Consider the following 24,100-nt stretch of genomic DNA (forward strand, 5'->3'; position numbering starts at 1 on the left):
ACTGCATATGCCGCCGGTGCTGCACTCGCTGCGCGCTTGTTCCGGCTTGACTCGACCGGCGTTCGTTCGGCTGAGGCGTGCAACGTGCGCCCTCGGGCTGGCCCTCGCCGCAATGATGGAAACCGATCGTATCAACCGCATCGCCACCCGGATTGCCGGGCACTACCCACTTCGACGCCGATCCGCATGAAACAACCTTCCGCCTTGTCGGCGCTCGTCGAAGCGCTGCGCGCGCTGCCCGGCGTCGGGCCGAAGTCCGCGCAACGCATGGCTTACCACCTGATGCAGCACGATCGCGACGGCGCCGAAAAACTCGGCCGCTCATTGCTGTTCGCCACTGAGCATCTGAAGCACTGCGAGAAGTGCAACACCTTCACCGAGGCGCAGATCTGCGAAGTCTGCCTCGATGAGGAGCGTGATGCCACTTTGCTGTGCGTCGTCGAAACGCCTGCCGATCAGATCATGCTCGAGCAGACCATGACCTATCGCGGCCTCTATTTCGTGCTGATGGGACGTCTGAGTCCGCTCGACGGCATTGGGCCGAAGGAGATTCATTTCGACCGGCTGGTCAAACGCGCATCGGATGGCGTGGTCAAGGAAGTCGTGCTTGCCACTAATTTCACCAACGAAGGCGAGGCGACCGCGCACTACCTCGGGCAGACGCTCAAGGCGCGCGGCTTGGCCGTGACGCGTCTCGCGCGCGGTGTGCCGGTGGGCGGCGAACTCGAATACGTGGACGCCGGCACCATCGCCCGCGCCATGCTCGACCGGCGTTCGATGTAGCACAAGGGGCTCGCCGTATGGCGACGCGCGTTAGCGCGGAACAGCTTTGCATGGGGCGGGAGTAAGGCGCTAAAGCGCTAACTCCCGCCGACAGCCTTGCATGGGACCGGAGTAAGCGCTGAAGCGCTAACTCCGGTCGACAAAGGAGACACATGAGCGCTACCTCTGAATCAGGCGCGAGCGCCGCGCCGCAAGATAAAACCGGCCCGCTCGCCGGCGTCAAGGTGCTGGAACTCGGCACGCTGATCGCCGGCCCGTTCGCCGCGCGTTTTCTTGGCGAGTTCGGCGCCGACGTCATCAAGATCGAAGATCCCAAGGGCGGCGACCCGCTGCGCAAATGGCGCAAGCTCTATCCGGAAGTCGGCGGCACATCGCTGTGGTGGGCCGTGCAGGCGCGCAACAAGAAATCCGTCACGATCAATCTGAAGGCCGAAGAGGGCAAGGAGATCGTGCGGCGCCTCGCGAAAGAAGCGGATATCGTCGTCGAAAATTTCCGGCCCGGTTTGCTGGAGAAACTCGGGCTTGGTTATGACGTGCTGTCGGCGGAAAATCCCGGTCTCGTCATGGTGCGGCTCTCCGGTTACGGGCAAACCGGCCCGTATCGCGACCGGCCCGGCTTCGGCGCGATCGCCGAATCAATGGGCGGCTTGCGTCATATCACCGGCTACCCGGACTTGCCGCCGCCGCGCATCGGTATCTCGATCGGCGATTCGATTGCCGCGCTGCACGGCGTGATCGGCGCGCTGATGGCGCTGCATCACAAACAGGTGAACGGCGGCAAAGGACAGGTTGTCGACGTCGCGCTGTACGAGGCCGTCTTCAACATGATGGAAAGCGTGGTGCCCGAATACGGCGTGTATGGCATGGTGCGCGAGCGCACCGGCGCGTCGCTGCCGGGTATCGTGCCGTCCAATACGTATCCGTGCCGCGACGGCAGCATCGTGATCGGCGGCAATAGCGATCCGATCTTCAGACGCCTGATGATCGCGATCGAGCGCGAGGATCTCGCCAACGATCCGGCGCTCGCGCATAACGACGGCCGCGTGCCGCGCACCCAGGAAATCGACGGCGCGATCGCCGCCTGGCTCGCCACGCGCACCATCGACGAAGCGCTCGCCGTGCTCAATGCCGCCGACGTGCCGGTGGGCCGCATCTACAGTGTGGCGGACATGTTCACCGATCCGCAGTTCATGGCGCGCCAGATGATCCAGCGTTTCAAATGGCAGGACGGTAAGGAGATCACGTTGCCGTCGGTCACGCCGAAGCTCTCGGCCACGCCGGGCGAGACACGCTGGCTGGGCCCGGAACTGGGTGAACATACCGATGAAGTCCTGCAATCGCTAGGTTATGATGCAGACCACATTGCAAGGTTGCACGCGCAACAGATCGTTTGAGCAGCACACGCGGCGCCCACGAGCGCCGCGCTAAAAAGATAAACCGGACCACGAAAGTTTGGAGACTCCAGCCCATGCAACGGAGAAGTTTTCTCGCCGGCACCGCCGCACTCGCGGGCGCCACGCTCGCCGCCACGCCGCTCGCCTTCGCGCAGGGCAAACCTGAAACCAGCAAGGTGGCGATCGCCGTCGGCGGCAAGAACCTGTTCTACTACTTGCCGCTCACCATCGCCGAGCGCCGCAATTACTTCAAGGACGAAGGGCTCGACGTCGAAATCTCCGACTTCGCCGGCGGCTCGCAGGCATTGAAGGCGGCCGTCGGGGGCAGCGCGGACGTGGTGTCCGGCGCGTTCGAGCATACCTTGCTGCTGCAGGCGCAAAAGCAGATGTTCCGCGAATTCGTGCTGCAAGGGCGCGCGCCGCAGATCGTGCTCGCGGTTTCGAAGAAGACCATGCCCAACTACAAGTCGATTGCCGATCTGAGGGGCAAGAAAATCGGCGTGACCGCGCCGGGCTCGTCGACCTCGATCATGGCGAGCTTCGTGCTGGCGAAAGCCGGGCTGAGCGCGAAAGACGTCGCTTTTATCGGCGTCGGCGCGGGCGCCGGTGCGATCGCCGCGTTGCAGTCGGGGCAGATCGACGCGATCGCCAATCTCGACCCGGTCATGACCAAGCTCGAGCGCACCGGCGAGATTCGCGTGGTGTCGGACACGCGTACGCTCGCCGACACGCGCAGCGTCTTCGGTGGCGATATGCCGGCGGGGTGTCTCTACGCATCGCAAAGCTTCATCACGAAGAATCCCAACACCACGCAGGCGCTGACCAACGCGATGGTGCGCGCGCTCAAGTGGCTGCAAACGGCGACCGGCAGCGAACTGATCAACACGGTGCCGGAAGGCTACCTGCTCGGCGACCGCGCGGTGTATCTGGACGCGTGGCAGCACGTGAAGGAAGCGATGTCGCCCGATGGTCTGATGCCGGCGGACGGTCCCGCGACGTCGCTGAAGACCTTGCAGGCATTCGACCCGAACGTGCAGGGCAAGCCGATCGATCTGTCGAAGACGTGGTCCAACGACTTCGTCAAGAAAGCGCTGACTACCGTCAAGGTTTGAGTCGAGCGGGGGCATCCGGACTGTGAGGCGACGCAGCGCGCGTCGCCACCGCCCGATCCCGGCGCCGCGTACGATGACGTGACCTGATCACATACCAATCCGATCTTTCGAAGCGAGCTGAACGATGACCGTTGCCGCACTGGCGCTCGAGAACATCACCTGCACGTTCGCCGCGCGCGACAATCGCGCGCAGCGTTACACGGCGGTGAAGGACACCACGCTGCGCATCGCGCCGGGCGAGTTCGTCTCGGTGGTCGGGCCGACCGGTTGCGGCAAATCCACACTGCTGAATGTCGGCGCGGGTTTGCTAGGACCTTCGTCGGGCACGGTCAGCGTGTTCGGCGAGCCGCTCAAGGGCATTAACCGGCGCGCCGGCTATATGTTCCAGGCCGACGCGCTGATGCCGTGGCGTTCGGCCATCGACAACGTCATGGCCGGCCTCGCGTTCCACGGTGTACCGCCGGCAGAAGCGCGCGTCAAAGCCGACGAGTGGTTAAAGCGCGTGGGCCTCGGCGGCTTTGGCGATCGCTATCCGCATCAGCTATCGGGCGGCATGCGCAAGCGCGTCGCGATGGCGCAGACGCTGATTCTCGATCCGGACATCATTCTGATGGACGAGCCGTTTTCGGCACTCGATATCCAGACGCGTCAGTTGATGGAAAACGAGTTGCTCGACCTCTGGGCCGCCAAGCGCAAAGCGGTGCTGTTCATCACGCACGATCTCGACGAAGCGATCGCGATGTCCGACCGCGTGGTGGTGCTTTCGGCCGGGCCGGGCACGCACCCGATCGGCGAATTCACGATCGACCTGCCGCGTCCGCGCGACGTCGCCGAAATCCGTTCGCATCCGCGTTTCGTCGAGTTGCATGCGCAGATCTGGAGCGTGCTGCGCGACGAGGTGCTCAAAGGCTATCAGCAGCAACTCACCGCCGTATAAACGTAAACGCGTCACGTATTGGCGTCAATCAATCGTCCAAGGCAAACCGAGTCATGTGGAAGACGTTGCGCCCGAACCGGGCGAATCTGGTGATCTGGCAATGGCTGCTGCTCGTGCTGTGCTTCGTGTTCTGGTACGTGCTGACCAGCCCGACGCTGCTGCCGCCTTTCTATTTCGACGACCCGAACAAGGCCGCGTTCTTTTTCGGCGAGCCGCAGAAAGTGCTGCAACGGATCTGGGAGTGGTTCGTGGGCGGCGAGATATATCTGCACCTGTGGATCACGCTGGTCGAGACCGTGCTCGCATTCGCGCTCGGCACGGCGCTCGGGCTCGGCGTGGGCTTGTGGCTCGCGCTCTCGCCGCTGGCGAGCGCGCTGTTCGATCCGTACATCAAAGCCGCCAACTCGATGCCGCGCGTGATTCTCGCGCCGATCTTCGGCGTGTGGTTCGGGCTCGGGATTTGGTCGAAGGTGGCGCTCGGCGTCACGCTGGTGTTCTTTATCGTGTTCTTCAACGTCTATCAGGGCGTGAAGGAAGTCAGTCCGGTCGTGCTCGCCAACGCGCGCATGCTCGGCGCGAACGGCAAGCATCTGCTGCGCTTCGTCTATTTGCCTAGCGCGATGAGTTGGGTGTTTTCGAGCTTGCATACGTCGGTGGGACTGGCGTTTGTCGGCTCGGTGGTGGGGGAGTATCTTGGCTCGGCGCGCGGCGTCGGCTACCTGATTCTGCAGGCCGAAGGCACCTTCGATATCAATACCGTGTTTGCCGGGATTCTGGTGTTGACCGCGTTCGCGCTGATTCTGGATGCGATCGTCGGCATCGGCGAGCGGCGCTTGATGAAGTGGCAGCCCAAGACCGGCGACATGGAAAAGCTGTAGGACAGAGCGGCGCGCGTTCGATACGCGCGAAGCGCAATGCTCGACACGCAACGCACCACGCTTAGCGAAAAAGAAACGACGCGCGAGTTGGAAAACCGCGCGTCGTTTCTTTTGGTTGCTACGAGACCGAATCGGTCAAACGAGGACTAAGGCGTCACCACCACCTTCCCGATCACGCGACGCTCGGCCATATCCCGTAACGCACGCCCCGTATCATCGAGCGAATAGCGCGCCGACACATACGGTTTGAGCTTGCCTTCACCGATCCACCGTGTCATCTGTTGAAACGCCGCGTGATTGTGCTGCGGTTCGCGCTTCGCAAAGTCGCCCCAGAACACGCCGACCAGACTCGCGCCTTTGAGCAGCGTCAGGTTGAGCGGCAGCTTCGGAATCTCGCCGTTGGCAAAGCCGACCACCAGATAACGCCCGCGCCAGCCGATGCTGCGAAATGCGGGCTCCGCATACACGCCGCCCACCGGATCGTAGATCACGTCCGGGCCTTTGCCGTCGGTGAGCGTCTTGACGCGCTCGCGCAGATCTTCGGTGTTGTAGTTGATGGTGGCATCCGCGCCGTGCTTGACGCAGGTCGCGAGTTTCTCGTCGCTCGACGCCGCCGCGATCACGCGCGCGCCGAGCGCCTTGCCGATTTCGACCGCTGCCAGCCCGACGCCGCCGGCCGCGCCGAGCACCAGCATCGTCTCGCCCTCCTGCAACGCGCCACGATCGACCACGGCGTGATGCGACGTGCCGTACGCCAGCGTGAACGCCGCGGCCAGCTCGAAGTCCACATGGTCCGCCAACGGTACGCACGCCGCGGCCGGCGCGAGCGCCTGCTCCGCGAAACCGCCCTGACCTGTGAAGGCGACCACGCGCGAGCCGGGCTTGAACTGCGTGACGTCGGCGCCGACCGCGCGCACCACGCCCGCGACTTCCGAACCGGGCGTGAAGGGCAGGGGCGGTTTGAACTGGTATTTGTTCTCGATGATCAGCACGTCGGGAAAGTTGACGGCCGCGGCTTTCACGTCGATCACGACATGGCCTGGCGGCGCTTCGAGGTCCGGCAGGTTTTCGACGACCAGGGTCTCCGGCGGCCCGTATTGTTTGCAGCGAATCGCGCGCATCGTGTCTCCGTTTCGATCAGGGGTTCGCAAGTATTCTGAGTGTAAAACAATCAGCACGACCGTGCGTTTTTATTGCCTTGCGTGCGCTCGGCGAGTGCTCGATGCATGTTCGGCCGCCGACTCGCGCCAGCCTTTCACGATCCCGACGCGTGCGCATTGCATACGTCGCGCGCACGGCCCGCCGTGTCGTTCGCGCGTCTTCTTTCCTCGGTTACAATCGCCGCATGCGAATCCTACTCAGCAACGACGACGGTTATCTGGCGCCCGGCCTTGCTGCGCTTTACGAAGCGCTCAAGCCGATCGCGGACGTCACCGTGATGGCACCCGAGCAGAATTGCAGCGGCGCGTCGAATTCCCTGACGCTGTCGCGGCCGCTCTCGGTACTGCGCTCGGCCAACGGTTTCTATTACGTGAACGGCACGCCCACCGACTCGGTGCACATCGCGTTGACCGGCATGCTCGATCACACGCCGGACCTCGTGGTCTCGGGCATCAACAACGGTCAGAACATGGGCGAAGACACGCTCTATTCGGGCACCGTCGCGGCCGCCACCGAGGGCATCATGTTCGGCGTGCCGGCCATCGCGTTCTCGCTGGTCGACAAGGACTGGGTGCATCTCGACGACGCCGTGAGTGTCGCCGCTGAAATCGTCGCGCACTATCTGCAGCAGCCGTTGCCAGGGCATCCGCTCCTGAACATTAACATTCCGAATCTGCCGTACGAACAACTCGGCGACTGGCGGATCACGCGTCTCGGCAAACGGCATCCGTCGCAGCCGGTGATTCGCCAGACCAACCCGCGTGGCGAGCCGATCTACTGGATCGGACCGGCGGGGAGCGCGCGCGACGCGAGCGAAGGCACCGACTTTCACGCTGTCGCCAACGGCCACGTGTCGATCACGCCGTTGCAGCTCGACCTGACCCACACGCAAATGCTGCCCGCAGCGCGCGACTGGGCGCGCGCCGGCGGCGGCGCTTCATGACCAGCGAGCGCGCCAAGCGCTTTCCGCTCGGCCTCGAGGATCTGGTGCGCGAACCGCGCCGGCCCGAAGGACGCCCAGGCGAAATCCGCGCGGCGGCGCTCGCCGCGAGCGCGGCACTGAACGCGCGCCAGCAGCCCGCGAAGAATGCGCCGCCCGGTTCCGCGGGTAAATCCCAATCCAGGCAGGCAAGGGCGCAGCCCGCGGCGCAGCTGAAACCGCAAGCCAAGCCTTCGGCGGCGACGCCGCCGAAGCCGGTGGCCGCGCCATCCGTTAAAACGCCGGCCAAGCCGGTCGTTCAAAGTTCGACGACACGCACCGCGCCGCAGTCGGCGACATCGGCCAAACCGGCGGCCCGATCCAACGAGCGCAGTGCCGCGCCGAATGTCGCTTTGAACGGCGCGATGGCACTGACCTCGGAACGGGTTCGCGAACGGATGGTCGAACGCCTGCGTGCGAACGGCGTCACCGATCAGCGCGTGTTGAACGCGATGTCGGTGGTGCCGCGCCACATGTTCGTCGACCCGGGTCTCGCGGTTCAGGCCTACGAAGATGCGGCGTTGCCGATCGGCCACCACCAGACGATCTCCAAGCCGTCGGTGGTGGCGCGAATGATCGAGCTGGCCGCCGCCGGCCGCGTGCTGAACAACGTGCTCGAAATCGGCACCGGCTGTGGCTACCAGGCGGCCGTGCTGAGCCAGGTCGCGCGCGAGGTTTATTCGATCGAGCGCATCAAGCCTTTGTCCGAACGCGCGAAGACGAACTTGCGTCCGCTGCGCATCCCGAACATTCGCCTGCATTACGGCGACGGACGGTTGGGACTGCCAGCGGCGGCGCCGTTCGACGCGATCGTGATCGCCGCGGCGGGGCTGGACGTACCGCAAGCATTACTTGAACAACTCGCGATCGGCGGCCGTCTGGTCGCGCCGGTCGGCTCGCAGGACGGCCAGAATCAGGTGCTGACTCTGGTCGAGCGCCTCGGACCCGCGCAGTGGCGGGAGTCGCGGCTTGATCGCGTTTTCTTTGTACCCTTAAAATCCGGAGTGATTTGACACCGATGAGTATGTTGCGCGCGATGCAAAGAACCACACTGAATGTCCCCATGACCGTAACCCAGCGTAGCGTGTGCGTGCTCGCCTTGTCCCTGTTGATGACGGCTTGCGCATCCAGGCTCGATCAGGCGCCGGTCGTCGACCGCTCCGGCGGCGGCGTGCTCGGCACGCAAGCCGCGCAGCCGGCCGTGCCGCTCGGACCGCCGCCGCCTGGCTACTATCGCGTGAAGCCGGGCGACACGCTGTACCGGATCGCGTTGGAGAACGGCCAGAACTACCGCGACATTTCGGCGTGGAACAATCTGACCAACCCGAATCAGATCGAAGTCGATCAGTTGCTGCGCGTCGTGCCGCCGGGTGCGAACACCGCGGCGCTGACGCCGGGCGTGTCGACCGCGCCGATCGGCAGCGGTGGTGCGGTGCAAAGCGCACCGCTCGGCAGCACGTCCGCGTCGGCGGGCGGGACTGCTGGCGCAGCCGGTGTGGCGGCGCCGCCCATCTACGGTTCTACGACGAACAACGCGTCGCTGACGCCGCCCGCCACGCCTGGCGCGGCCAGCGATTCGAACGCAGGCGCGTCCGGCAACGTGGCGTTCGCGTGGCCGGTGCGCGGACCGCTGCTCGGCACGTTTAACGACTCGACCAACAAGGGCGTCAATATCGGCGGCGCTGCCGGCGATCCGGTGAAGGCGTCGGCGGACGGCCGCGTGGTTTATGCCGGAAATGGGCTGCGTGGTTACGGCAATCTCATTATCATCAAGCATGATGCAACTTATCTCACGGCGTATGCACATAACCGCTCTTTGATGGTAAAAGAGGGGGACGCGGTGACGAAGGGGCAGAAGATCGCCGAGATGGGCAATAGCGATTCCGACCGTGTGATGTTGCATTTCGAAGTTCGCCGGCAGGGTAAACCTGTCGACCCACTGAAGTATTTGCCGCCGCAATAAGCGATACGACCATGCCGAAATCGAAGCGCCGCCCGCCGCAAGCCGAGTCTGAGACGATCAGCCACGCTATGTCCGCTTCGGTGGAGGAAAGCGGCGCTTCGGAAGTGGAAGAAGAAGTCGCGGAGGAGCGCGATCTCGACGAACGCCAGGGCGGCGCGGACGAAGCCGGCGAGACCCGTGAAGGCGCGAGCGAAGCCGCGCCGGACGCGGACGATTTCCGCGCGCTGCTGCAAGCCGAGCTGACGGCCGACACGATTCAGCACTACCTGAACCGTATCAGCGTCAAGCCGCTTCTCACCGTCGAGGAAGAGCAGAAGTATTCGCGTCTTGCCAAGGCGGGCGAATTCGAAGCGCGGCAAGTCATGATCGAGCGCAATCTGCGGCTCGTCGTCAGCATCGCGAAGGGCTATCTGAATCGCGGCGTGCCGCTGCTCGATCTGATCGAGGAAGGCAATCTCGGCCTGATGCACGCCATCGAAAAATTCGATCCGACGCGCGGCTTCCGGTTTTCCACTTATGCCACGTGGTGGATCCGCCAGAGTATCGAGCGCGCCATCATGAATCAGGCGCGCACGGTCCGTTTGCCGGTGCACGTGATTCGCGAGCTCAACCAGGTGTTGCGCGCCAAACGCCATCTGGAAAAAAATTCGATGAATTCGGGCGAGGCCGCCGAGCGCCGCGATGCCAGTATCGACGACATCGCCTATCTGACCGGCAAGACCACCGACGAAGTCACCGACATCCTCGCGCTGAACGAGCACACCGCGTCGCTCGACGCGCCGCTCGATCTCGATCCGGCGAGCAGCCTGCTCGATCTGCTGTCCGACGACCAGAGCCAGTCGCCGGATGCCGAAGTGCAGCACCGCGAACTGGAAACGCTTACGCGCGCGTGGCTGGCTCGCCTGTCGGACAAGCATCGTCATGTGATCGAGCGGCGCTTCGGCCTGAATCACATCGAACCCGCCACCCTCGAAGAGCTGGCCGACGAAATGGGCCTCACGCGCGAGCGTGTGCGCCAGATCCAACAGGAAGCGCTCGTGCGGTTGAAGCGCTTCTTCGCCTCCAACGGTGTTCGCAAGGACGCCGTTCTATAACCTGATGACACCGATTCTTGTTTTCGACATCGAGACGATTCCCGATGTCGCCGGCATTCGCCGCCTCGAAGATTTGCCCGCCGACCTGAGCGACGCCGAAGTCGCCGAGCATGCGTTCGCCGCGCGCCGCGAAAAAACCGGTAGCGATTTCCTGCCGCATCATCTGCAACGGATCGCGGCGATTTCCTGCGTGTTCCGCGACAACAATGGTTTCCGGGTGCGCTCGCTGGGCACGCTGGAAGACGGCGAGGCGGCGCTGGTGCAGTCGTTTTATCGCGTGATCGAGAAGTACACGCCGCAGCTCGTGTCGTGGAACGGCGGCGGCTTCGACCTGCCGGTGCTGAACTACCGCGCGCTCGTCAACGGCATTCCCGCCTACAAGTTCTGGGATCTCGGCGAGGACGACCGCGAGTTCAAGTGGAACAACTACATCAGCCGCTATCACGCGCGTCACACGGATCTGATGGACGTGCTCGCCATGTACCAGGCGCGCGCCAACGCGCCGCTCGACGCGCTCGCCAAGATGTGCGGCTTCCCAGGCAAAATGGGCATGGACGGCAGTCAGGTGTGGCACGCGTATCAGCAAGGGCGCATCGAGGAAATTCGCAATTACTGCGAGACCGACGTCGTCAACACGTACTTGCTCTATTGCCGCTTCCAACTGATTCGCGGCGCGTTTTCGCCCGCGGAGTATGCTGACGAGATCAACCTGGTGAAGAACGCGCTGGCGCTGGAAACGGCGCCGCAATGGGCCGAGTATCTGGCGGCGTTTGACCAGTAAGCCGCTTGCGGCCGGGGTGTGACGCGTTTGCCCTGCGGCGGATTGCAGGGCCGCGGCGGTCCTTTTGGTCAGGATGCAAGGCGCTTCGTCGTCCGCGAACTCGTGTTGCGCTCGGCCTCGACCCGCGTGGGGCCGTTCCCGCCGCGCCGAATGAAGGGCAGGCGCGGCGCTTCGTCTACAATCTCGCCTTTCCCCAAGTTTGTCAGGAAGTCGCAGGTGTCCCGAACTGCCCCCCATCGCCGCGCGCCGAAGCGCTCCAAGACGCCCCCGCCCGCGCCGGCACACGTTGTCACCGGCAACGAGCCGGTCATCGAAATCGTTTCGCTCGACATGGAAGCGCGCGGCGTCGGCCGCACCGAAACCGAAGACGGCACGTCCGGCAAGGTCATCTTTGTCGAAGGCGCGTTGCCCGGCGAGCGCGTCAGTTATTCGACGCATCGTAGCAAGCCCAAATTCGAGCAGGCCGAAGTGGTGCAGGTGTTCCGCGAAAGCGTGATGCGCACCAAGCCGAAGTGCACTTACTTCGATATCTGCGGCGGCTGTTCGATGCAGCATCTCGACATTCGCGCGCAGGTGGCCGTCAAGCAGCGCGTGCTCGAAGACAACCTGCAGCATCTGGCGAAGCTGCGCCCGGAAACGGTGTTCCGGCCGATTCATGGGCCGTCCTGGGGTTATCGCTACCGTGCGCGTCTGGCCGTGCGTTTCCTGCCGGAAAAGGGCGGCATGCGAATCGGCTTCCATGAGAAGAAGAGCAGCTACATCGCCGACATGAAGACGTGCGAAGTGCTGCCGCCGCACGTGTCGGCCATGCTCATGCCATTGCGTTTCATGGTGCGCAAGCTGTCGATCTACGACCGCATGCCGCAGCTCGAACTGGCGGTCGGTTCGTCCGTCACGGCGCTGGTGGTGCGCAACCTCGAGCCCATCACGGCTGCGGACGAGCAGGTGCTGCGTGATTTCGCCGACCAGCACAAGGTGCAGTTCTGGTTGCAGCCGGGCGGCCCGGACACGGTCACGCCGTTTTATCCGCTCGACGTACAGCTCGACTACACGCTGCCGGAATACGACATCCGCATGCCGTTCAAGCCGACCGATTTCACCCAGGTGAATCACGCCATCAACCGCGTGCTGGTGAGCCGCGCGCTGCGCTTGCTGGCGCCGGCGCGCACGGACCGGGTGCTCGATCTGTTCTGCGGGATCGGTAACTTTACGTTGCCGCTCGCGCGGATCTCGAGGGAGGTCGTGGGGATCGAAGGCAGCGAGGTGTTGACCTCGCGCGCGCTGGCCAATGCCGGGTTGAACGGCGTGGCGGGGCATACGTCGTTCGCGTGCCGCAACCTGTTCGAAGTCACCGCCGACGACATGCGTGCGCTCGGCCACTTCGACAAGTTCCTGATCGATCCGCCGCGCGAAGGCGCGCTGGCCGTCGCCAAGGCGCTGGTGGAGATCGCGCAGAGCGGCGCTGGGCCGCTGCCCAAGCGCATTGTCTACGTCTCCTGCGCGCCGGCGACCCTCGCGCGCGATGCGGGTCTGCTCGTGCATGAGGCGGGCTATCGGCTGGTGGGCGCGGGCGTGGTCAATATGTTCCCGCACACGTCGCATGTGGAGTCGATTGCGTTGTTCGAGCGGGATTGAGGGGCGCTGGCGCGGCCGCGTGGCGCCTCGGCGACGTAAGGCAACGCAACGCACAAACAGAAACGCCACGACTTCCGTCGTGGCGTTTTTTTCCTGCTGATTCTCAATACGCGGTGAAGCTTAGAACTGCCACCACGACTTTTCCGTACCCGGCCGTGCATGACCCGTGATGTACGGGCTGTCGGGGAAGGTGCCGGCCAGCACGCGCTTCGTGTCGTCGGCCAGTTGCGGCTGGTTCAGCTTCTGATACGACAGCATCATGATATGCAGCGCGTCTTCGATAGCCGGTGCGTTCTTGTATTGCGTGAGCGCCAGTTGCGCGCGGTTGATCGCGGCGACATAAGCGCCACGGCGGTAGTAATAATCCGCTGCGTGAACTTCGTGCGACGCCAGCGCGTTCACGATATAGCGCATGCGTTGCGCGGCGTCCGGCGCATACTTGCTGTTCGGGTACTTGTCCACCACGACCTTGAACGCGTCGTACGACTCACGCAGCGACTTCGGATCGCGTTCGCTCATGTCCTGGCCGGAGAAGCGGCCGAACAGACCGAGGTCGTCGTTGAAGTGGATCATGCCTTTCAGGTAGTACGCGTAAGCGATGTCCGGGTGATCCGGGTGCAGCTGGATGAAGCGGTCGATAGCCTGGTCGGCGGCGGCGTTTTCGTTGTCTTTCCAGTTGCAGTACGCAACGTTGATCTGCGCCTGTTGCGCGAAGTGGCCGAACGGATCGCGCCCCTCGAGCATTTCGAAGTACTTGGCGCACTTGCCGTAATCACCACCGGTCAAGGCGTCGTTCGCCTCCGTATATAATTTGTTGTTGTTCCACGTTGCCGTCTCGTCGGTCTTCTCCGGCAGGCCGTGGCAAGCCGCAACAACGGCGACGGCTGCGGCGCACGCAATGTATCCGGCCACTTTCCGGGCCGCCTTCTTGATGGCCGCCAAATTGATCGCCGCTTTAGTAATGGTGTTCAAGGCTCGCATTTTCCAGTCTAGCTTTACGTCCAGGTGACCCAGACTCAATGACCCGCTCAAATACTCCAGGTGCCGCAACCGGCGCCGGGAATAGCAACAAAGATTATAGCGTAAGCGCTGACCCCTCCGACGCGTTGGGCGTCGATTCCCTCGACGACGATCTCGGCAGCGACGCGCTCAGTGCCGCCGCTCTGCCCAGCGATGTGCCGACCGTGGCGAGCCGCGTGGCGGACGAAACGCCGCGCAGCGTCGCCGTGCCCGACGAGTTGGCCGGCGAGCGCCTCGACAAGGTGCTCGCGCGGGTTTTTCCCGAGTTCTCGCGCAATCGCCTGCAAAGCTGGATCGAGGCCGAGCGCGTGCGGATCGACGGCAAGCCCGCGAAAATCCGCCAGCCCGTTCCGCTCGGCGCGACTATCGAACTCGTGCCGGATCTGCTGCCCGAGCAACTGGCGTTCACGCCGGAGCCCGTGCCGCTCGAAATCGTCTATGAAGACGACACGCTCGTGGTCATCAACAAGCCGGCCGGCATGGTCGTGCATCCGGCGGCCGGCAACTGGAGCGGCACGGTGCTCAACGGCCTGCTGTACCGCTACGGCGACGCCGCGGCGGGCCTGCCGCGCGCGGGCATCGTGCACCGGCTCGACAAGGAAACCTCGGGGCTGATGGTGGTGGCGCGCACGCTCGAGGCGCAGACCGACCTTGTTCGCCAGTTGCAGGCGCGCACGGTGAAGCGCCGCTATCTCGCGCTGGTGTGGGGCAACATGCCCGAAGATGGCACGATCGACGCGCCGATCGGCCGCGATCCGCGCGAACGCACGCGCATGGCCGTGGTCACGAGCGCCTCGGGCAAGCCCGCGCGCACGCATTTCCGGCGCGTCGATTCGGCGATCTGGCAGCGTCAGCCGGTCACCGCGATTCATTGCGATCTGGAAACCGGGCGCACCCATCAGATTCGTGTGCATTGCGCGCATATCGGTCATCCGCTGCTCGGCGATCCGGTGTACGGGCGGGCCCGCGGCAAGCGCTCGGTCACGCCGCTGCCCGACGGTTTCGCGCGCCAGGCGCTGCATGCGTGGCGCCTCGGTTTGATTCATCCGCGGACCGGCCGCACGATGCAATGGCGGGCCGATGCGCCGGCCGACATGGAAGCGCTGTCGGCCGCGCTCGGCCTCGGCCGCGACGACGCGGGCGAGTTCGACGAGACGTACTACGAGGAAGACGACTACGACGCGTCGCTCGACGAGGACGCCGGTGAGGACGCCGATGAAGACGGCGCCGTGGATCACGGCGACATCGACGAACACGACGAACACGACGAGGACGATCACGCATGACCGCGCCCGAGCTGAGCTTTGCCGATGTCGTGCAACCCGCATGGAATGTCTCGCCGCGCGTGCGCGCGCTCGTCACGACCCGCGACGGCGGCGTGAGCGAAGCGCCGTTTGGCCGCTGGCAAAATGGCGTGGACTTGCCCGGCGGCCTGAATCTGGGCATGAAATCCGGCGACGATCCGGCAGCGGTCGCGGCGAATCGTGAACGTCTGTTGAAGCTGGCCGGCGTGAGCGAGGCCGCGTGGCTCGAACAGATTCACGGCGCCGGCATCGTGCGAGCGGAAGACGTGCTCGCACAAGCGCATGCGAACGGCACGCCGACGCGCGCCGATGCCAGCGTCACCGATCGTCCCGGCACCGTGTGCGTCGTGATGGTGGCCGATTGCATGCCGGTGCTGTTCTGCGACGAAGCGGGCCGCGCGGTCGGTGCGGCGCACGCCGGGTGGCGCGGACTGGCGGCGGGCATCGTCGAACAGACGGCAGCGCGCGTCGCCGAACTTGCCGGAGTCGAGGCGGGCGCATTGCACGCTTATCTCGGTCCGTCCATCGGTCCTGACGCTTTCGAAGTCGGCGCAGATGTGCGTGACGCCTTCATGAACGGCGTGGACGCCGTACAACGCGAGGCGACGGCAAACGCCTTCGTCGAGCACCCGCGCAATCCCGCGAAATATCTGGCCGATCTTCCGGCGCTGGCGCGGTTGCGTCTGCAGCGGCTCGGCGTGGAGCGCATTGTCGGGGGCGATCTCTGCACGGTCACACTGCGTGAGCGTTTCTATTCCTATCGCCGCGATCGCGAGACCGGCCGCATGGCCGCATTGATCTGGCTGGACGCACAGGCGCAGTCGATCGCGGATTAACCCTCAACAGGCGTCGGGCGCGGCGATTTTTTCGCGATGTCCAATGCACCTATGCCCGCATGCATGACATCGACACGGCGCGATGTCATGCATGCGGGCATGCTTGTCTGAGCATTGCCATGTCTTGCACGACCCTTGCTCGCGAGCACCCGTATGAGGGTTTATTCGGAGAAGCCCGAGCGTTTTTGCTGCACTGCCGGAATTCCGCGCGCTGGCGTAAATCTGCCGCCAAAACTGTCCGCGCGCGAACGGATAAATGCACATAAGCCTATGCAATTTGGGAGCTTTTTCCGTTCTCGTGTGCGTCGAATTACGCATGTTCCAAAAGCGCGATCTTCTACACAGGGAAAACGATAATTAAAAAACTATCGCACTGCGGCAAAATCGGGAACAAGCATTGACATGCCTTGCGATGGGGAGCAAGAATGTTCCTCACGGCTCCTCGTACAAGGGACAGGGCGTGACGAGGTCGCGAGCTCTTGCTCACGTGCGCACGAACCTGCCTCTCAACCCGTCCGCAAGGACTTACCGGTCAAAAGCAGGTATGGCAGCTTCACATTCCTCAGCTTCCCCCAGCACGGACTCCTCCACGGAGCACACGCAGCAGGCCGGTACGAGCGGTGCAACACCGGCCGCAGGCATGCAGCAGTTTATCGACGCCTGGATGAACGCATGGCGTTCGCCCGGCGGCAGCAACATGCCTTTCGCCATGCCGCAGATGCCGCTGCCAATGCCTCAAATGGGCTTGCCGCAGGGTTTTCCTCAGATGCCATCGTTTCCCGGCATGCCGGACTTCAGCAAGCTGGCGGCGGGATCGATGCCCGGCATGCCGTCCTTCGCCGGCCTGAATATCCCGACCGCAGCCATTCCCTCGGAGCGTCTGCAGAAGTTGCAGGCTGATTATTCGCGCGAGGCAATGGAGCTGATCCAGCAAGCCACTACGTCAGCCACTCAGGCGCCCCAGCTCAAGGACCGCCGCTTCAGTTCCGACGCATGGAGTTCGGCGCCGGCCTATGCGTTCACCGCGGCGTGGTATCTGTTGAACGCGCGCTATCTGCAGGAAATGGTCGACGCGCTCGACACCGAACCCAAGGTGCGCGAGCGCATTCGTTTCGCCGTGCAGCAATGGACCGCGGCAGCCTCGCCGAGCAACTTCTTCGCCTTGAATCCGGAAGCGCAAAAAACCTTGCTGGACAGCAAGGGCGAGAGCCTGCGCCAGGGCGTGATGAACCTGCTCGGCGACCTGCAGCGCGGCAAGATTTCGCAGACCGACGAATCGGGTTTCGTGGTCGGCGAAAATCTCGCGAACACTGAAGGCTCGGTCGTGTTCGAAAACGAGCTGATGCAGCTGATCCAGTACAAGCCGCGCACGGCGACCGTGCGTGAGCGGCCGCTGCTCATCGTGCCGCCTTGCATCAACAAGTTCTATATTCTCGATCTGCAGCCGGAGAACTCGCTGGTCGCTCACGGGCTCGATTCGGGACACCAGGTGTTCCTGATTTCGTGGCGCAACGCCGATCAATCTATCGCGCATAAAACGTGGGACGACTACATCAGCGAGGGCGTGCTTGCCGCCATCGATACGGTTAGCAAGATCAGTGGCCGCGAGCAGATCAACACGCTCGGGTTCTGCGTCGGCGGCACGATGCTCGCCACGGCGCTGGCAGTGGCCGCCGCACGTGGCGAACATCCGGCGGCGTCCATGACGCTGCTCACCGCCATGCTCGATTTCTCGGACACGGGCGTGCTCGACGTGTTCGTCGACGAACAGCATGTGCAGATGCGCGAGCAGACCATTGGCGGCAAGAACGGTACGCCGCCGGGGCTGATGCGCGGCCTCGAATTCGCCAACACCTTCTCGTTCCTGCGCCCGAACGATCTGGTGTGGAACTACGTCGTCGACAATTACCTCAAGGGCCGCACGCCGGTGCCGTTCGATCTGCTGTACTGGAACAGCGACTCGACCAGCCTGCCGGGTCCGATGTATGTCTGGTATCTGCGCAATACGTATCTTGAGAATCGTCTGCGCGAGCCGGGTGCGTTGACCACTTGCGGCCAGCCGATCGATCTGTCGAAGATCGACGTGCCCACCTTCATCTACGGTTCACGCGAAGACCATATCGTGCCGTGGCAATCGGCGTACGCGTCGGTGCCGCTCCTTAGCGGGCCGTTGAAGTTCGTGCTCGGCGCGTCGGGTCACATCGCGGGTGTGATCAATCCGCCCGCGAAGAAAAAACGCAACTTCTGGATGCTGGAAGGCGACGTCAAGACGCTGCCGGAGAACCCGGAAGAATGGCTTGATCAGGCTACCGAAGTCCCGGGCAGCTGGTGGCCTGAATGGACCACGTGGCTCGATCAGTATGGCGGCAAGAAGGTGAAGCCGCGCGCCACGGCCGGCTCGGCTGAGTTCCCGGTGATCGAAGCGGCGCCCGGGCGTTACGTGCGGCAGCGGGAGTAGGTTAGAACGCGCTTCATGGCGCGGTTGTTTGCGATGTGAGTGAACGTCTGATTGAGTTGACGCGTGACTAAGAGCAACGAGATTTTTAACTTGACGGGCAGCGGCGCATGAGGCCGACCGCCCGGAGGAAATGGAAATGACTGATGTTGTGATCGTATCGGCCGCTCGTACGGCAGTGGGCAAATTCGGCGGGTCGCTGGCGAAAATCGCCGCACCCGAACTCGGCGCCACGGTAATTCGCGCCGTCCTCGAGCGGGCCGGTCTGAAACCGGAGCAGGTTAGCGAAGTGATCATGGGTCAGGTGCTCACGGCCGGCTCGGGTCAGAATCCGGCGCGTCAGGCTGTGATCAAGGCCGGTTTGCCTACGGCCGTGCCCGGCATGACGATCAACGTGGTGTGCGGCTCGGGCCTGAAGGCGGTGATGCTCGCAGCGAACGCCATCATCGCGGGTGACGCGGATATCGTGGTGGCCGGCGGTCAGGAAAACATGAGCGCGGCGCCGCATGTGCTGCCGGGTTCGCGCGACGGTTTCCGCATGGGCGACGCGAAGCTGGTCGACTCGATGATCGTCGACGGCCTGTGGGACGTCTACAACCAGTACCACATGGGCATGACGGCGGAAAACGTCGCCAAGGAATACGGCATCACGCGCGAGCAGCAGGACGCGTTCGCGGCACTGTCGCAGAACAAGGCGGAAGCCGCGCAGAAGGCGGGCCGTTTCGACGACGAAATCGTGCCGGTCGAAATTCCGCAACGCAAGGGCGAGCCGCTGCGTTTCGCCACCGACGAGTTCGTGCGCCATGGCGTGACGGCTGAGTCGCTGGCCGGCCTGAAGCCGGCGTTCTCGAAGGAAGGCTCGGTCACGGCGGCGAACGCGTCGGGTCTGAACGACGGCGCGGCGGCGGTGCTGGTGATGTCGGCGAAGAAGGCTGAAGCGCTCGGCCTCAAGCCGCTCGCGCGCATCAAGGCATACGCCACCTCGGGTCTCGATCCGAAAGTGATGGGCATGGGTCCGGTGCCGGCCTCGCGCCGCTGTCTGGAACGGGCGGGCTGGACGCCGGCCGATCTGGATCTGATGGAAATCAACGAAGCGTTTGCCGCGCAGGCGTGCGCCGTGAATCAGCAAATGGGCTGGGACACGTCGAAGATCAACGTGAACGGCGGCGCGATCGCGATCGGCCATCCGATCGGCGCGTCTGGTTGCCGGGTTCTCGTCACGCTGCTGCACGAAATGCAGAAGCGCGATGCGAAGAAGGGTCTCGCGTCGCTGTGTATCGGCGGCGGCATGGGTGTGGCGCTGGCGCTCGAGCGCGCCTGAGCAGGGGCGCGAGGCGGGCGCCGGTCATGCGCCGGATGAAACGTTGCCGCGCGCCGTGGCGCGCGGTCAGCGGAGGCCTCGTCAGCCGGTCGCCCGGCGGCAGTGGAGATGAAGTACAGGCGAGGGAAGAGGCAGCCAGTCGGCGCCTCGAAAACGATAACGGAGTGTAGTTTATGACACAGCGAATTGCGTACGTAACGGGCGGGATGGGTGGCATCGGCACGAGCATTTGCCAGCGGCTGCACAAAGAGGGCTATAAGGTGGTCGCGGGCTGCGGCCCAAACTCGCCGCGCCGCGTGAAGTGGCTCGAAGAGCAAAAGGCCTTGGGCTTCGATTTCGTCGCGTCCGAAGGCAATGTCGGCGATTGGGAGTCGACCAAGTCCGCGTTCGACAAGGTCAAGGCCGAAGTCGGCGAGATCGACATTCTGGTGAACAACGCCGGTATTACGCGCGACGTCGTGTTCCGCAAGATGACGCACGAAGATTGGACGGCGGTGATCGACACCAACCTGACCAGCCTCTTCAACGTCACCAAGCAGGTGATCGACGGCATGGTCGAGCGTGGCTTTGGGCGCATCATCAACATTTCGTCGGTGAACGGCCAGAAGGGCCAGTTCGGCCAGACCAACTACTCGACCGCGAAGGCCGGCATTCACGGCTTCACGATGTCGCTGGCGCAGGAAGTGGCCACCAAGGGCGTGACGGTCAACACCGTGTCGCCGGGCTACATCGGCACCGATATGGTCAAGTCGATCCGCCCCGACGTGCTGGAAAAAATCGTCGCGACGATCCCGGTGCGCCGTCTCGGCCAGCCGGACGAAATCGGCTCGATCGTGGCATGGCTGGCATCGGAAGAATCGGGTTTCTCCACGGGCGCTGATTTTTCGCTGAACGGCGGTTTGCATATGGGCTGAGTCACCGGCGCGCCGCTCACAAGGCAGCGCGCTACGGCTCAGATGGTTCGGCGGCGTCTCGACTGCGCAAAGGCCCGATTGCGCAGTCGCTGACGCCGTTTCCACGCTCAACTTGCGCTCAAGGGCGTTACATGACCACTACTACAAAGAAAACAGCCGAACGACTGATCAAGAAATATCCGAATCGTCGGCTCTACGATACCGAGACAAGCACGTACATCACGCTGACGGACGTCAAACAGCTCGTGCTGGATCAGGAGGATTTCAAGGTCATCGATGCCAAGAGCAACGAGGACCTGACGCGCGCCATCCTGTTGCAGATCATTCTCGAAGAAGAGAGCGGCGGCTTGCCGATGTTCTCCTCGTCGATGCTGTCGCAGATCATCCGCTTCTACGGTCATGCGATGCAGGGCATGATGGGCACGTATCTGGAAAAGAATATCCAGGCCTTCATCGACATTCAGGCGAAGCTCGCCGACCAGTCGAAGAATCTGTACGAAGGTAAGGCGATGAACCCCGAGGTCTGGTCGCAGTTCATGAACATGCAGGCGCCGATGATGCAGGGCATGATGACCAGCTATATCGAGCAGTCGAAAAACATGTTCGTGCAGATGCAGGAGCAGATGCAGAACCAGGCGAAATCGATGTTCGCCACGTTTCCGTTTACGCCGGGTGGCGCGGTCAGTGCCGGCAATCCCGGAAGTGCTCCAACCAATCCGCAGGGTAGCCCGGAAGTTGATCCGGAGGCGGAGAAGAAATAGGGCGATCAGACGAGCGAGGTGTCGCGGCGTTGGGGTGTCGTCGGGAAGCGCCCCAGAGTTTTGACGCTTCGTATGCGCGGCCTTCGCCAGGACACTGAGCGGCCGGCCGCGGCCGATCCGCTGCCGGCGCGGTACAATCGTCGGCTGCGTGTGTGGGGCATTTCCTCGGAGAGGGCGCTCTGGCCGCCAACTTCATCCCCATTCCGACCGTCGATCTCATGTTTTACGGACGTCCCGTTTATCCTCAGGAAACGCGCCATTTCCCGGCGCCCATTTCCGCATGAGCCGCCTCTATCTCGCCCCCATGGAAGGTCTCGCGGACTACGTCTTGCGTGACGTGCTGACCGGCATCGGCGGATTCGACGGATGCGTCTCCGAGTTCATTCGCGTGACGGGCTCGGTGCTTCCCACCCGCGTCTACGAGCGGGAAGCGCCGGAGGTGCTCGACGGAGCCCACACGCCTAACGGCACGCCGATGGTCATCCAGTTGCTCGGCAGCGACCCCGAATGGATGGCCCTGAACGCGGCCCACGCGGCCACCTTGTCGCCGCATGGTATCGATCTGAACTTCGGATGTCCCGCCAAGGTCGTGAATCAGCACGGCGGCGGAGCCATGCTGCTGGCCGACCCTGAACAGTTGAACCGGATCGTGTCGGCGGTACGCGCCGCGGTGCCGCCCGGCATCGCGGTGACGGCAAAAATGCGCCTCGGCGTGTCCGACACGTCGCTTGCAATTGATTGCGCCACCGCGCTGGCGGAAGGCGGCGCGGCCTCGCTCGTCGTGCATGCCAGAACGCGGGATCACGGCTACCGGCCGCCCGCCCACTGGGAGTGGATCGCGCGTATCGACGACGCCGTGGACGTGCCGGTGATCGCGAACGGAGAAGTCTGGACGGTGGCCGACTGGGAGCGCTGCCGCGCGGTCAGCGGTTGTGCGGATGTGATGATCGGACGCGGCGCCGTCTCGGACCCTTTCCTGGCGCTGAGAATTCGCGGACTGATGGAGCGCTCGCCATCCGACGGGGACTGGCAGGACGTGCTGAGTCACATCGTCGGTTATCTGCGGAAATTGCAGGCCCGTGTCGCTTCCCGGCACGAGCATGGGCGCGTAAAAAAGTGGCTCAGCTATCTGCAGCGGACCTGGCCGCAGGCCGCCGAGTTGCATGCGGCGATCCGCCGGGTGCAGGATTCGCAGGAAATTCTGGAAGTGATCGAGCGTGCTTTGGGCGTCGGTCAATTAACGGCGACACATCAATCCGGGCACCTTTCACAGCGCGATCCAGCCGACCTCGCGGTCGTTTGAGGGCGAAAATTCAAAGACTTACGAGCGGCAGCCGTGGCGAACCGCTACAATTCAAGGTTTAACGTCTTCAAGCGGTCCCCCATGTCTGCCACACCCACGATTGTCCCGACTGCCACGCCCAAGGTCGGATTCGTTAGCCTGGGCTGCCCGAAAGCCCTGGTCGATTCCGAGCAGATCATCACTCAATTGCGCGCCGAAGGTTACGAAATTTCCGGCACGTACGACGGCGCGGACCTCGTGGTCGTCAACACCTGCGGCTTCATCGACGAAGCGGTGCAGGAAAGCCTCGACGCGATCGGCGAGGCGCTCAACGAAAACGGCAAGGTGATCGTGACCGGCTGTCTGGGCGCGAAGAAAAGCGCGAGCGGCTCGGGGCTGATCGAAGAAGTGCATCCTAAAGTGCTGGCCGTGACCGGCCCGCACGCGCTGGGCGAAGTGATGCAGCACGTGCACACCCATCTGCCGAAGCCGCACGATCCGTTCGTCGACCTGGTGCCGGCCGCCGGCGTGAAACTCACGCCGCGCCATTACGCGTACCTGAAGATTTCCGAAGGCTGCAATCATCGCTGCACGTTCTGCATCATCCCGTCCATGCGCGGCGACCTGGTGTCGCGTCCCGTCGCCGACGTGATGCTCGAAGCGGAAAATCTGTTCAAGTCGGGCGTGAAGGAACTGCTGGTGATTTCGCAGGACACGAGCGCGTACGGCGTGGACGTCAAATATCGCACGGGTTTCTGGAACGGCAAGCCGATCAAGACGCGCATGACCGACCTGGTCGGCGCGCTCGGCGAACTCGCCGCGCAATACGGCGCGTGGGTGCGTTTGCACTACGTGTATCCGTACCCGAGCGTCGACGAAGTGATTCCGATGATGGCCGAAGGTCCGTACAAGGGCCACGTGCTGCCGTATCTCGACGTGCCGTTCCAGCACGCGCATCCGGAAGTGTTGAAGCGCATGAAGCGTCCGGCCAACGCTGAGAAAGTGATGGAGCGCGTGAAGAAATGGCGCGAAATGTGCCCGGATCTGACCATTCGCAGCACGTTCATCGCCGGCTTCCCCGGTGAGACCGAAGAGCAGTTCCAGACGTTGCTCGACTTTATCCGCGAGGCGGAACTGGATCGCGTCGGCTGCTTCGCCTATTCGCCGGTCGAAGGCGCGACGGCCAACGAACTCGACGGCGCGTTGCCTGACGAAGTGCGCGAAGAGCGCCGCGCGCGTTTCATGGAAGTCGCCGAGGAAGTATCGGCAAAGCGTATCGCGAAGAAGGTCGGCAAGACGCTGAAGGTGCTGGTCGACGAAATCAATGCCGACGGCGGCATCGGCCGCACCGCGGCTGACGCGCCGGAGATTGACGGCGTCGTGTATATCGCGCCGGCTGCCAAGGCGTCGAAGCGCTACAAGGTCGGCGATTTCGTGTCGGTGAAGATCACCGGCGCCGACGGTCACGACTTGTGGGGCGAGGTTTAATC

Annotated in this window: 21 protein-coding genes; 19 read left to right on the forward strand and 2 right to left on the reverse strand. The window is 63.6% G+C overall.

Translation table 11 applies throughout. From position 1 onward, the window contains the following. Positions 1–186: 186 nt before the first annotated feature. The 5 genes from recR to B0G81_RS34025 all read left to right on the forward strand — a co-directional run bounded on the left by recR (position 187) and on the right by B0G81_RS34025 (position 5,104). Positions 187–783, forward strand: a complete 597-nt coding sequence (recR, locus tag B0G81_RS34005; protein WP_106283547.1) for a recombination mediator RecR — start codon at positions 187–189, stop codon at positions 781–783. A 152-nt stretch (positions 784–935) separates the two neighbouring features. Then, positions 936–2,177 carry a CaiB/BaiF CoA-transferase family protein gene (locus B0G81_RS34010; protein ID WP_106283546.1) on the forward strand — a complete coding sequence of 414 codons (1,242 nt, stop codon included), beginning with the start codon at positions 936–938 and terminating at the stop codon, positions 2,175–2,177. A 74-nt stretch (positions 2,178–2,251) separates the two neighbouring features. Next, positions 2,252–3,289 (forward strand): ABC transporter substrate-binding protein, encoded by a 1,038-nt coding sequence (locus B0G81_RS34015; RefSeq protein WP_134141567.1) that lies wholly within the window; start codon positions 2,252–2,254, stop codon positions 3,287–3,289. Between the two features lie 124 nt (positions 3,290–3,413). Next, the gene (locus tag B0G81_RS34020) at positions 3,414–4,226 is read left to right on the forward strand and encodes an ABC transporter ATP-binding protein (RefSeq protein WP_106283544.1); all 813 of its coding nucleotides are present in this window, start codon (positions 3,414–3,416) and stop codon (positions 4,224–4,226) included. A gap of 53 nt (positions 4,227–4,279) precedes the next feature. Then, entirely contained in the window at positions 4,280–5,104 is an 825-nt protein-coding gene (locus tag B0G81_RS34025) for an ABC transporter permease (RefSeq protein WP_134141568.1), read from the forward strand. Positions 5,105–5,250: 146 nt separating this feature from the next. Here B0G81_RS34025 and B0G81_RS34030 read toward each other — a convergent pair whose 3' ends face one another. Continuing rightward, on the reverse strand, positions 5,251–6,225 hold the full coding sequence (locus B0G81_RS34030) for an NADPH:quinone oxidoreductase family protein (RefSeq protein ID WP_134141570.1): 975 nt from the start codon (positions 6,223–6,225) through the stop codon (positions 5,251–5,253). Positions 6,226–6,449: 224 nt separating this feature from the next. On the opposite strand from B0G81_RS34030, the gene surE reads away from it, so the two are divergent. The 6 genes from surE to rlmD all read left to right on the forward strand — a co-directional run bounded on the left by surE (position 6,450) and on the right by rlmD (position 12,717). Beyond that, positions 6,450–7,208 (forward strand): 5'/3'-nucleotidase SurE, encoded by a 759-nt coding sequence (gene surE, locus B0G81_RS34035; RefSeq protein ID WP_134141572.1) that lies wholly within the window; start codon positions 6,450–6,452, stop codon positions 7,206–7,208. Continuing rightward, positions 7,205–8,257 carry a protein-L-isoaspartate(D-aspartate) O-methyltransferase gene (locus tag B0G81_RS34040; protein ID WP_134141574.1) on the forward strand — a complete coding sequence of 351 codons (1,053 nt, stop codon included), beginning with the start codon at positions 7,205–7,207 and terminating at the stop codon, positions 8,255–8,257. Before surE ends, B0G81_RS34040 begins: the two co-directional genes overlap by 4 nt. A gap of 5 nt (positions 8,258–8,262) precedes the next feature. After that, on the forward strand, positions 8,263–9,207 hold the full coding sequence (locus B0G81_RS34045; RefSeq protein WP_134141575.1) for a peptidoglycan DD-metalloendopeptidase family protein: 945 nt from the start codon (positions 8,263–8,265) through the stop codon (positions 9,205–9,207). Between the two features lie 11 nt (positions 9,208–9,218). After that, positions 9,219–10,301 carry an RNA polymerase sigma factor RpoS gene (rpoS, locus tag B0G81_RS34050; RefSeq protein ID WP_106283539.1) on the forward strand — a complete coding sequence of 361 codons (1,083 nt, stop codon included), beginning with the start codon at positions 9,219–9,221 and terminating at the stop codon, positions 10,299–10,301. A gap of 4 nt (positions 10,302–10,305) precedes the next feature. Then, positions 10,306–11,082, forward strand: a complete 777-nt coding sequence (locus tag B0G81_RS34055) for a 3'-5' exonuclease (RefSeq protein ID WP_134141578.1) — start codon at positions 10,306–10,308, stop codon at positions 11,080–11,082. A gap of 216 nt (positions 11,083–11,298) precedes the next feature. Continuing rightward, the gene (gene rlmD / locus B0G81_RS34060; protein ID WP_121307850.1) at positions 11,299–12,717 is read left to right on the forward strand and encodes a 23S rRNA (uracil(1939)-C(5))-methyltransferase RlmD; all 1,419 of its coding nucleotides are present in this window, start codon (positions 11,299–11,301) and stop codon (positions 12,715–12,717) included. Positions 12,718–12,837: 120 nt separating this feature from the next. On the opposite strand, the gene B0G81_RS34065 is transcribed toward rlmD, so the two are convergent. Next, positions 12,838–13,698 carry an outer membrane protein assembly factor BamD gene (locus B0G81_RS34065; RefSeq protein WP_106283536.1) on the reverse strand — a complete coding sequence of 287 codons (861 nt, stop codon included), beginning with the start codon at positions 13,696–13,698 and terminating at the stop codon, positions 12,838–12,840. A gap of 38 nt (positions 13,699–13,736) precedes the next feature. On the opposite strand from B0G81_RS34065, the gene B0G81_RS34070 reads away from it, so the two are divergent. The 8 genes from B0G81_RS34070 to rimO all read left to right on the forward strand — a co-directional run bounded on the left by B0G81_RS34070 (position 13,737) and on the right by rimO (position 24,098). Then, on the forward strand, positions 13,737–15,023 hold the full coding sequence (locus B0G81_RS34070) for an RluA family pseudouridine synthase (protein ID WP_134141580.1): 1,287 nt from the start codon (positions 13,737–13,739) through the stop codon (positions 15,021–15,023). Further along, the gene (gene pgeF, locus B0G81_RS34075) at positions 15,020–15,877 is read left to right on the forward strand and encodes a peptidoglycan editing factor PgeF (protein ID WP_134141582.1); all 858 of its coding nucleotides are present in this window, start codon (positions 15,020–15,022) and stop codon (positions 15,875–15,877) included. The genes B0G81_RS34070 and pgeF overlap by 4 nt, the downstream gene beginning before the upstream one ends. A 640-nt stretch (positions 15,878–16,517) precedes the next feature. Then, positions 16,518–18,335, forward strand: a complete 1,818-nt coding sequence (phaC, locus tag B0G81_RS34080; RefSeq protein WP_134143290.1) for a class I poly(R)-hydroxyalkanoic acid synthase — start codon at positions 16,518–16,520, stop codon at positions 18,333–18,335. Between the two features lie 136 nt (positions 18,336–18,471). Next, the gene (locus tag B0G81_RS34085) at positions 18,472–19,653 is read left to right on the forward strand and encodes an acetyl-CoA C-acetyltransferase (protein ID WP_106283648.1); all 1,182 of its coding nucleotides are present in this window, start codon (positions 18,472–18,474) and stop codon (positions 19,651–19,653) included. A 173-nt stretch (positions 19,654–19,826) separates the two neighbouring features. Continuing rightward, the gene (locus B0G81_RS34090; protein ID WP_106283532.1) at positions 19,827–20,567 is read left to right on the forward strand and encodes a 3-ketoacyl-ACP reductase; all 741 of its coding nucleotides are present in this window, start codon (positions 19,827–19,829) and stop codon (positions 20,565–20,567) included. 131 nt (positions 20,568–20,698) lie between these two features. Then, positions 20,699–21,328, forward strand: a complete 630-nt coding sequence (gene phaR / locus B0G81_RS34095) for a polyhydroxyalkanoate synthesis repressor PhaR (protein ID WP_106283531.1) — start codon at positions 20,699–20,701, stop codon at positions 21,326–21,328. A gap of 280 nt (positions 21,329–21,608) precedes the next feature. Next, a complete protein-coding gene (locus B0G81_RS34100) occupies positions 21,609–22,631 on the forward strand; it encodes a tRNA-dihydrouridine synthase (protein WP_134141584.1) in 1,023 nt (340 codons plus the stop codon). A gap of 81 nt (positions 22,632–22,712) precedes the next feature. Further along, complete coding sequence (rimO, locus tag B0G81_RS34105) at positions 22,713–24,098, forward strand: 30S ribosomal protein S12 methylthiotransferase RimO (protein ID WP_116116855.1); 1,386 nt, start codon at positions 22,713–22,715, stop codon at positions 24,096–24,098. The last annotated feature ends 2 nt before the right edge of the window (positions 24,099–24,100 follow it).

This window comes from Paraburkholderia sp. BL6665CI2N2 (assembly GCF_004366535.1).
Classification (GTDB): Bacteria; Pseudomonadota; Gammaproteobacteria; order Burkholderiales; family Burkholderiaceae; genus Paraburkholderia.

Coding starts and splice junctions, on each gene's coding strand:
- B0G81_RS34025 (WP_134141568.1), top strand. CDS start 4,280: ATGTGGAAGACGTTGCGCCCGAACCGGGCGAATCTGGTGATCTGGCAA.
- recR (WP_106283547.1), top strand. CDS start 187: ATGAAACAACCTTCCGCCTTGTCGGCGCTCGTCGAAGCGCTGCGCGCG.
- B0G81_RS34090 (WP_106283532.1), top strand. CDS start 19,827: ATGACACAGCGAATTGCGTACGTAACGGGCGGGATGGGTGGCATCGGC.
- B0G81_RS34085 (WP_106283648.1), top strand. CDS start 18,472: ATGACTGATGTTGTGATCGTATCGGCCGCTCGTACGGCAGTGGGCAAA.
- rpoS (WP_106283539.1), top strand. CDS start 9,219: ATGCCGAAATCGAAGCGCCGCCCGCCGCAAGCCGAGTCTGAGACGATC.
- phaR (WP_106283531.1), top strand. CDS start 20,699: ATGACCACTACTACAAAGAAAACAGCCGAACGACTGATCAAGAAATAT.
- surE (WP_134141572.1), top strand. CDS start 6,450: ATGCGAATCCTACTCAGCAACGACGACGGTTATCTGGCGCCCGGCCTT.
- B0G81_RS34055 (WP_134141578.1), top strand. CDS start 10,306: ATGACACCGATTCTTGTTTTCGACATCGAGACGATTCCCGATGTCGCC.
- B0G81_RS34100 (WP_134141584.1), top strand. CDS start 21,609: ATGAGCCGCCTCTATCTCGCCCCCATGGAAGGTCTCGCGGACTACGTC.
- B0G81_RS34045 (WP_134141575.1), top strand. CDS start 8,263: ATGAGTATGTTGCGCGCGATGCAAAGAACCACACTGAATGTCCCCATG.
- B0G81_RS34030 (WP_134141570.1), bottom strand. CDS start 6,225: ATGCGCGCGATTCGCTGCAAACAATACGGGCCGCCGGAGACCCTGGTC.
- B0G81_RS34020 (WP_106283544.1), top strand. CDS start 3,414: ATGACCGTTGCCGCACTGGCGCTCGAGAACATCACCTGCACGTTCGCC.
- rimO (WP_116116855.1), top strand. CDS start 22,713: ATGTCTGCCACACCCACGATTGTCCCGACTGCCACGCCCAAGGTCGGA.
- B0G81_RS34010 (WP_106283546.1), top strand. CDS start 936: ATGAGCGCTACCTCTGAATCAGGCGCGAGCGCCGCGCCGCAAGATAAA.
- B0G81_RS34070 (WP_134141580.1), top strand. CDS start 13,737: ATGACCCGCTCAAATACTCCAGGTGCCGCAACCGGCGCCGGGAATAGC.
- phaC (WP_134143290.1), top strand. CDS start 16,518: ATGCAGCAGTTTATCGACGCCTGGATGAACGCATGGCGTTCGCCCGGC.
- B0G81_RS34015 (WP_134141567.1), top strand. CDS start 2,252: ATGCAACGGAGAAGTTTTCTCGCCGGCACCGCCGCACTCGCGGGCGCC.
- pgeF (WP_134141582.1), top strand. CDS start 15,020: ATGACCGCGCCCGAGCTGAGCTTTGCCGATGTCGTGCAACCCGCATGG.
- B0G81_RS34065 (WP_106283536.1), bottom strand. CDS start 13,698: ATGCGAGCCTTGAACACCATTACTAAAGCGGCGATCAATTTGGCGGCC.
- B0G81_RS34040 (WP_134141574.1), top strand. CDS start 7,205: ATGACCAGCGAGCGCGCCAAGCGCTTTCCGCTCGGCCTCGAGGATCTG.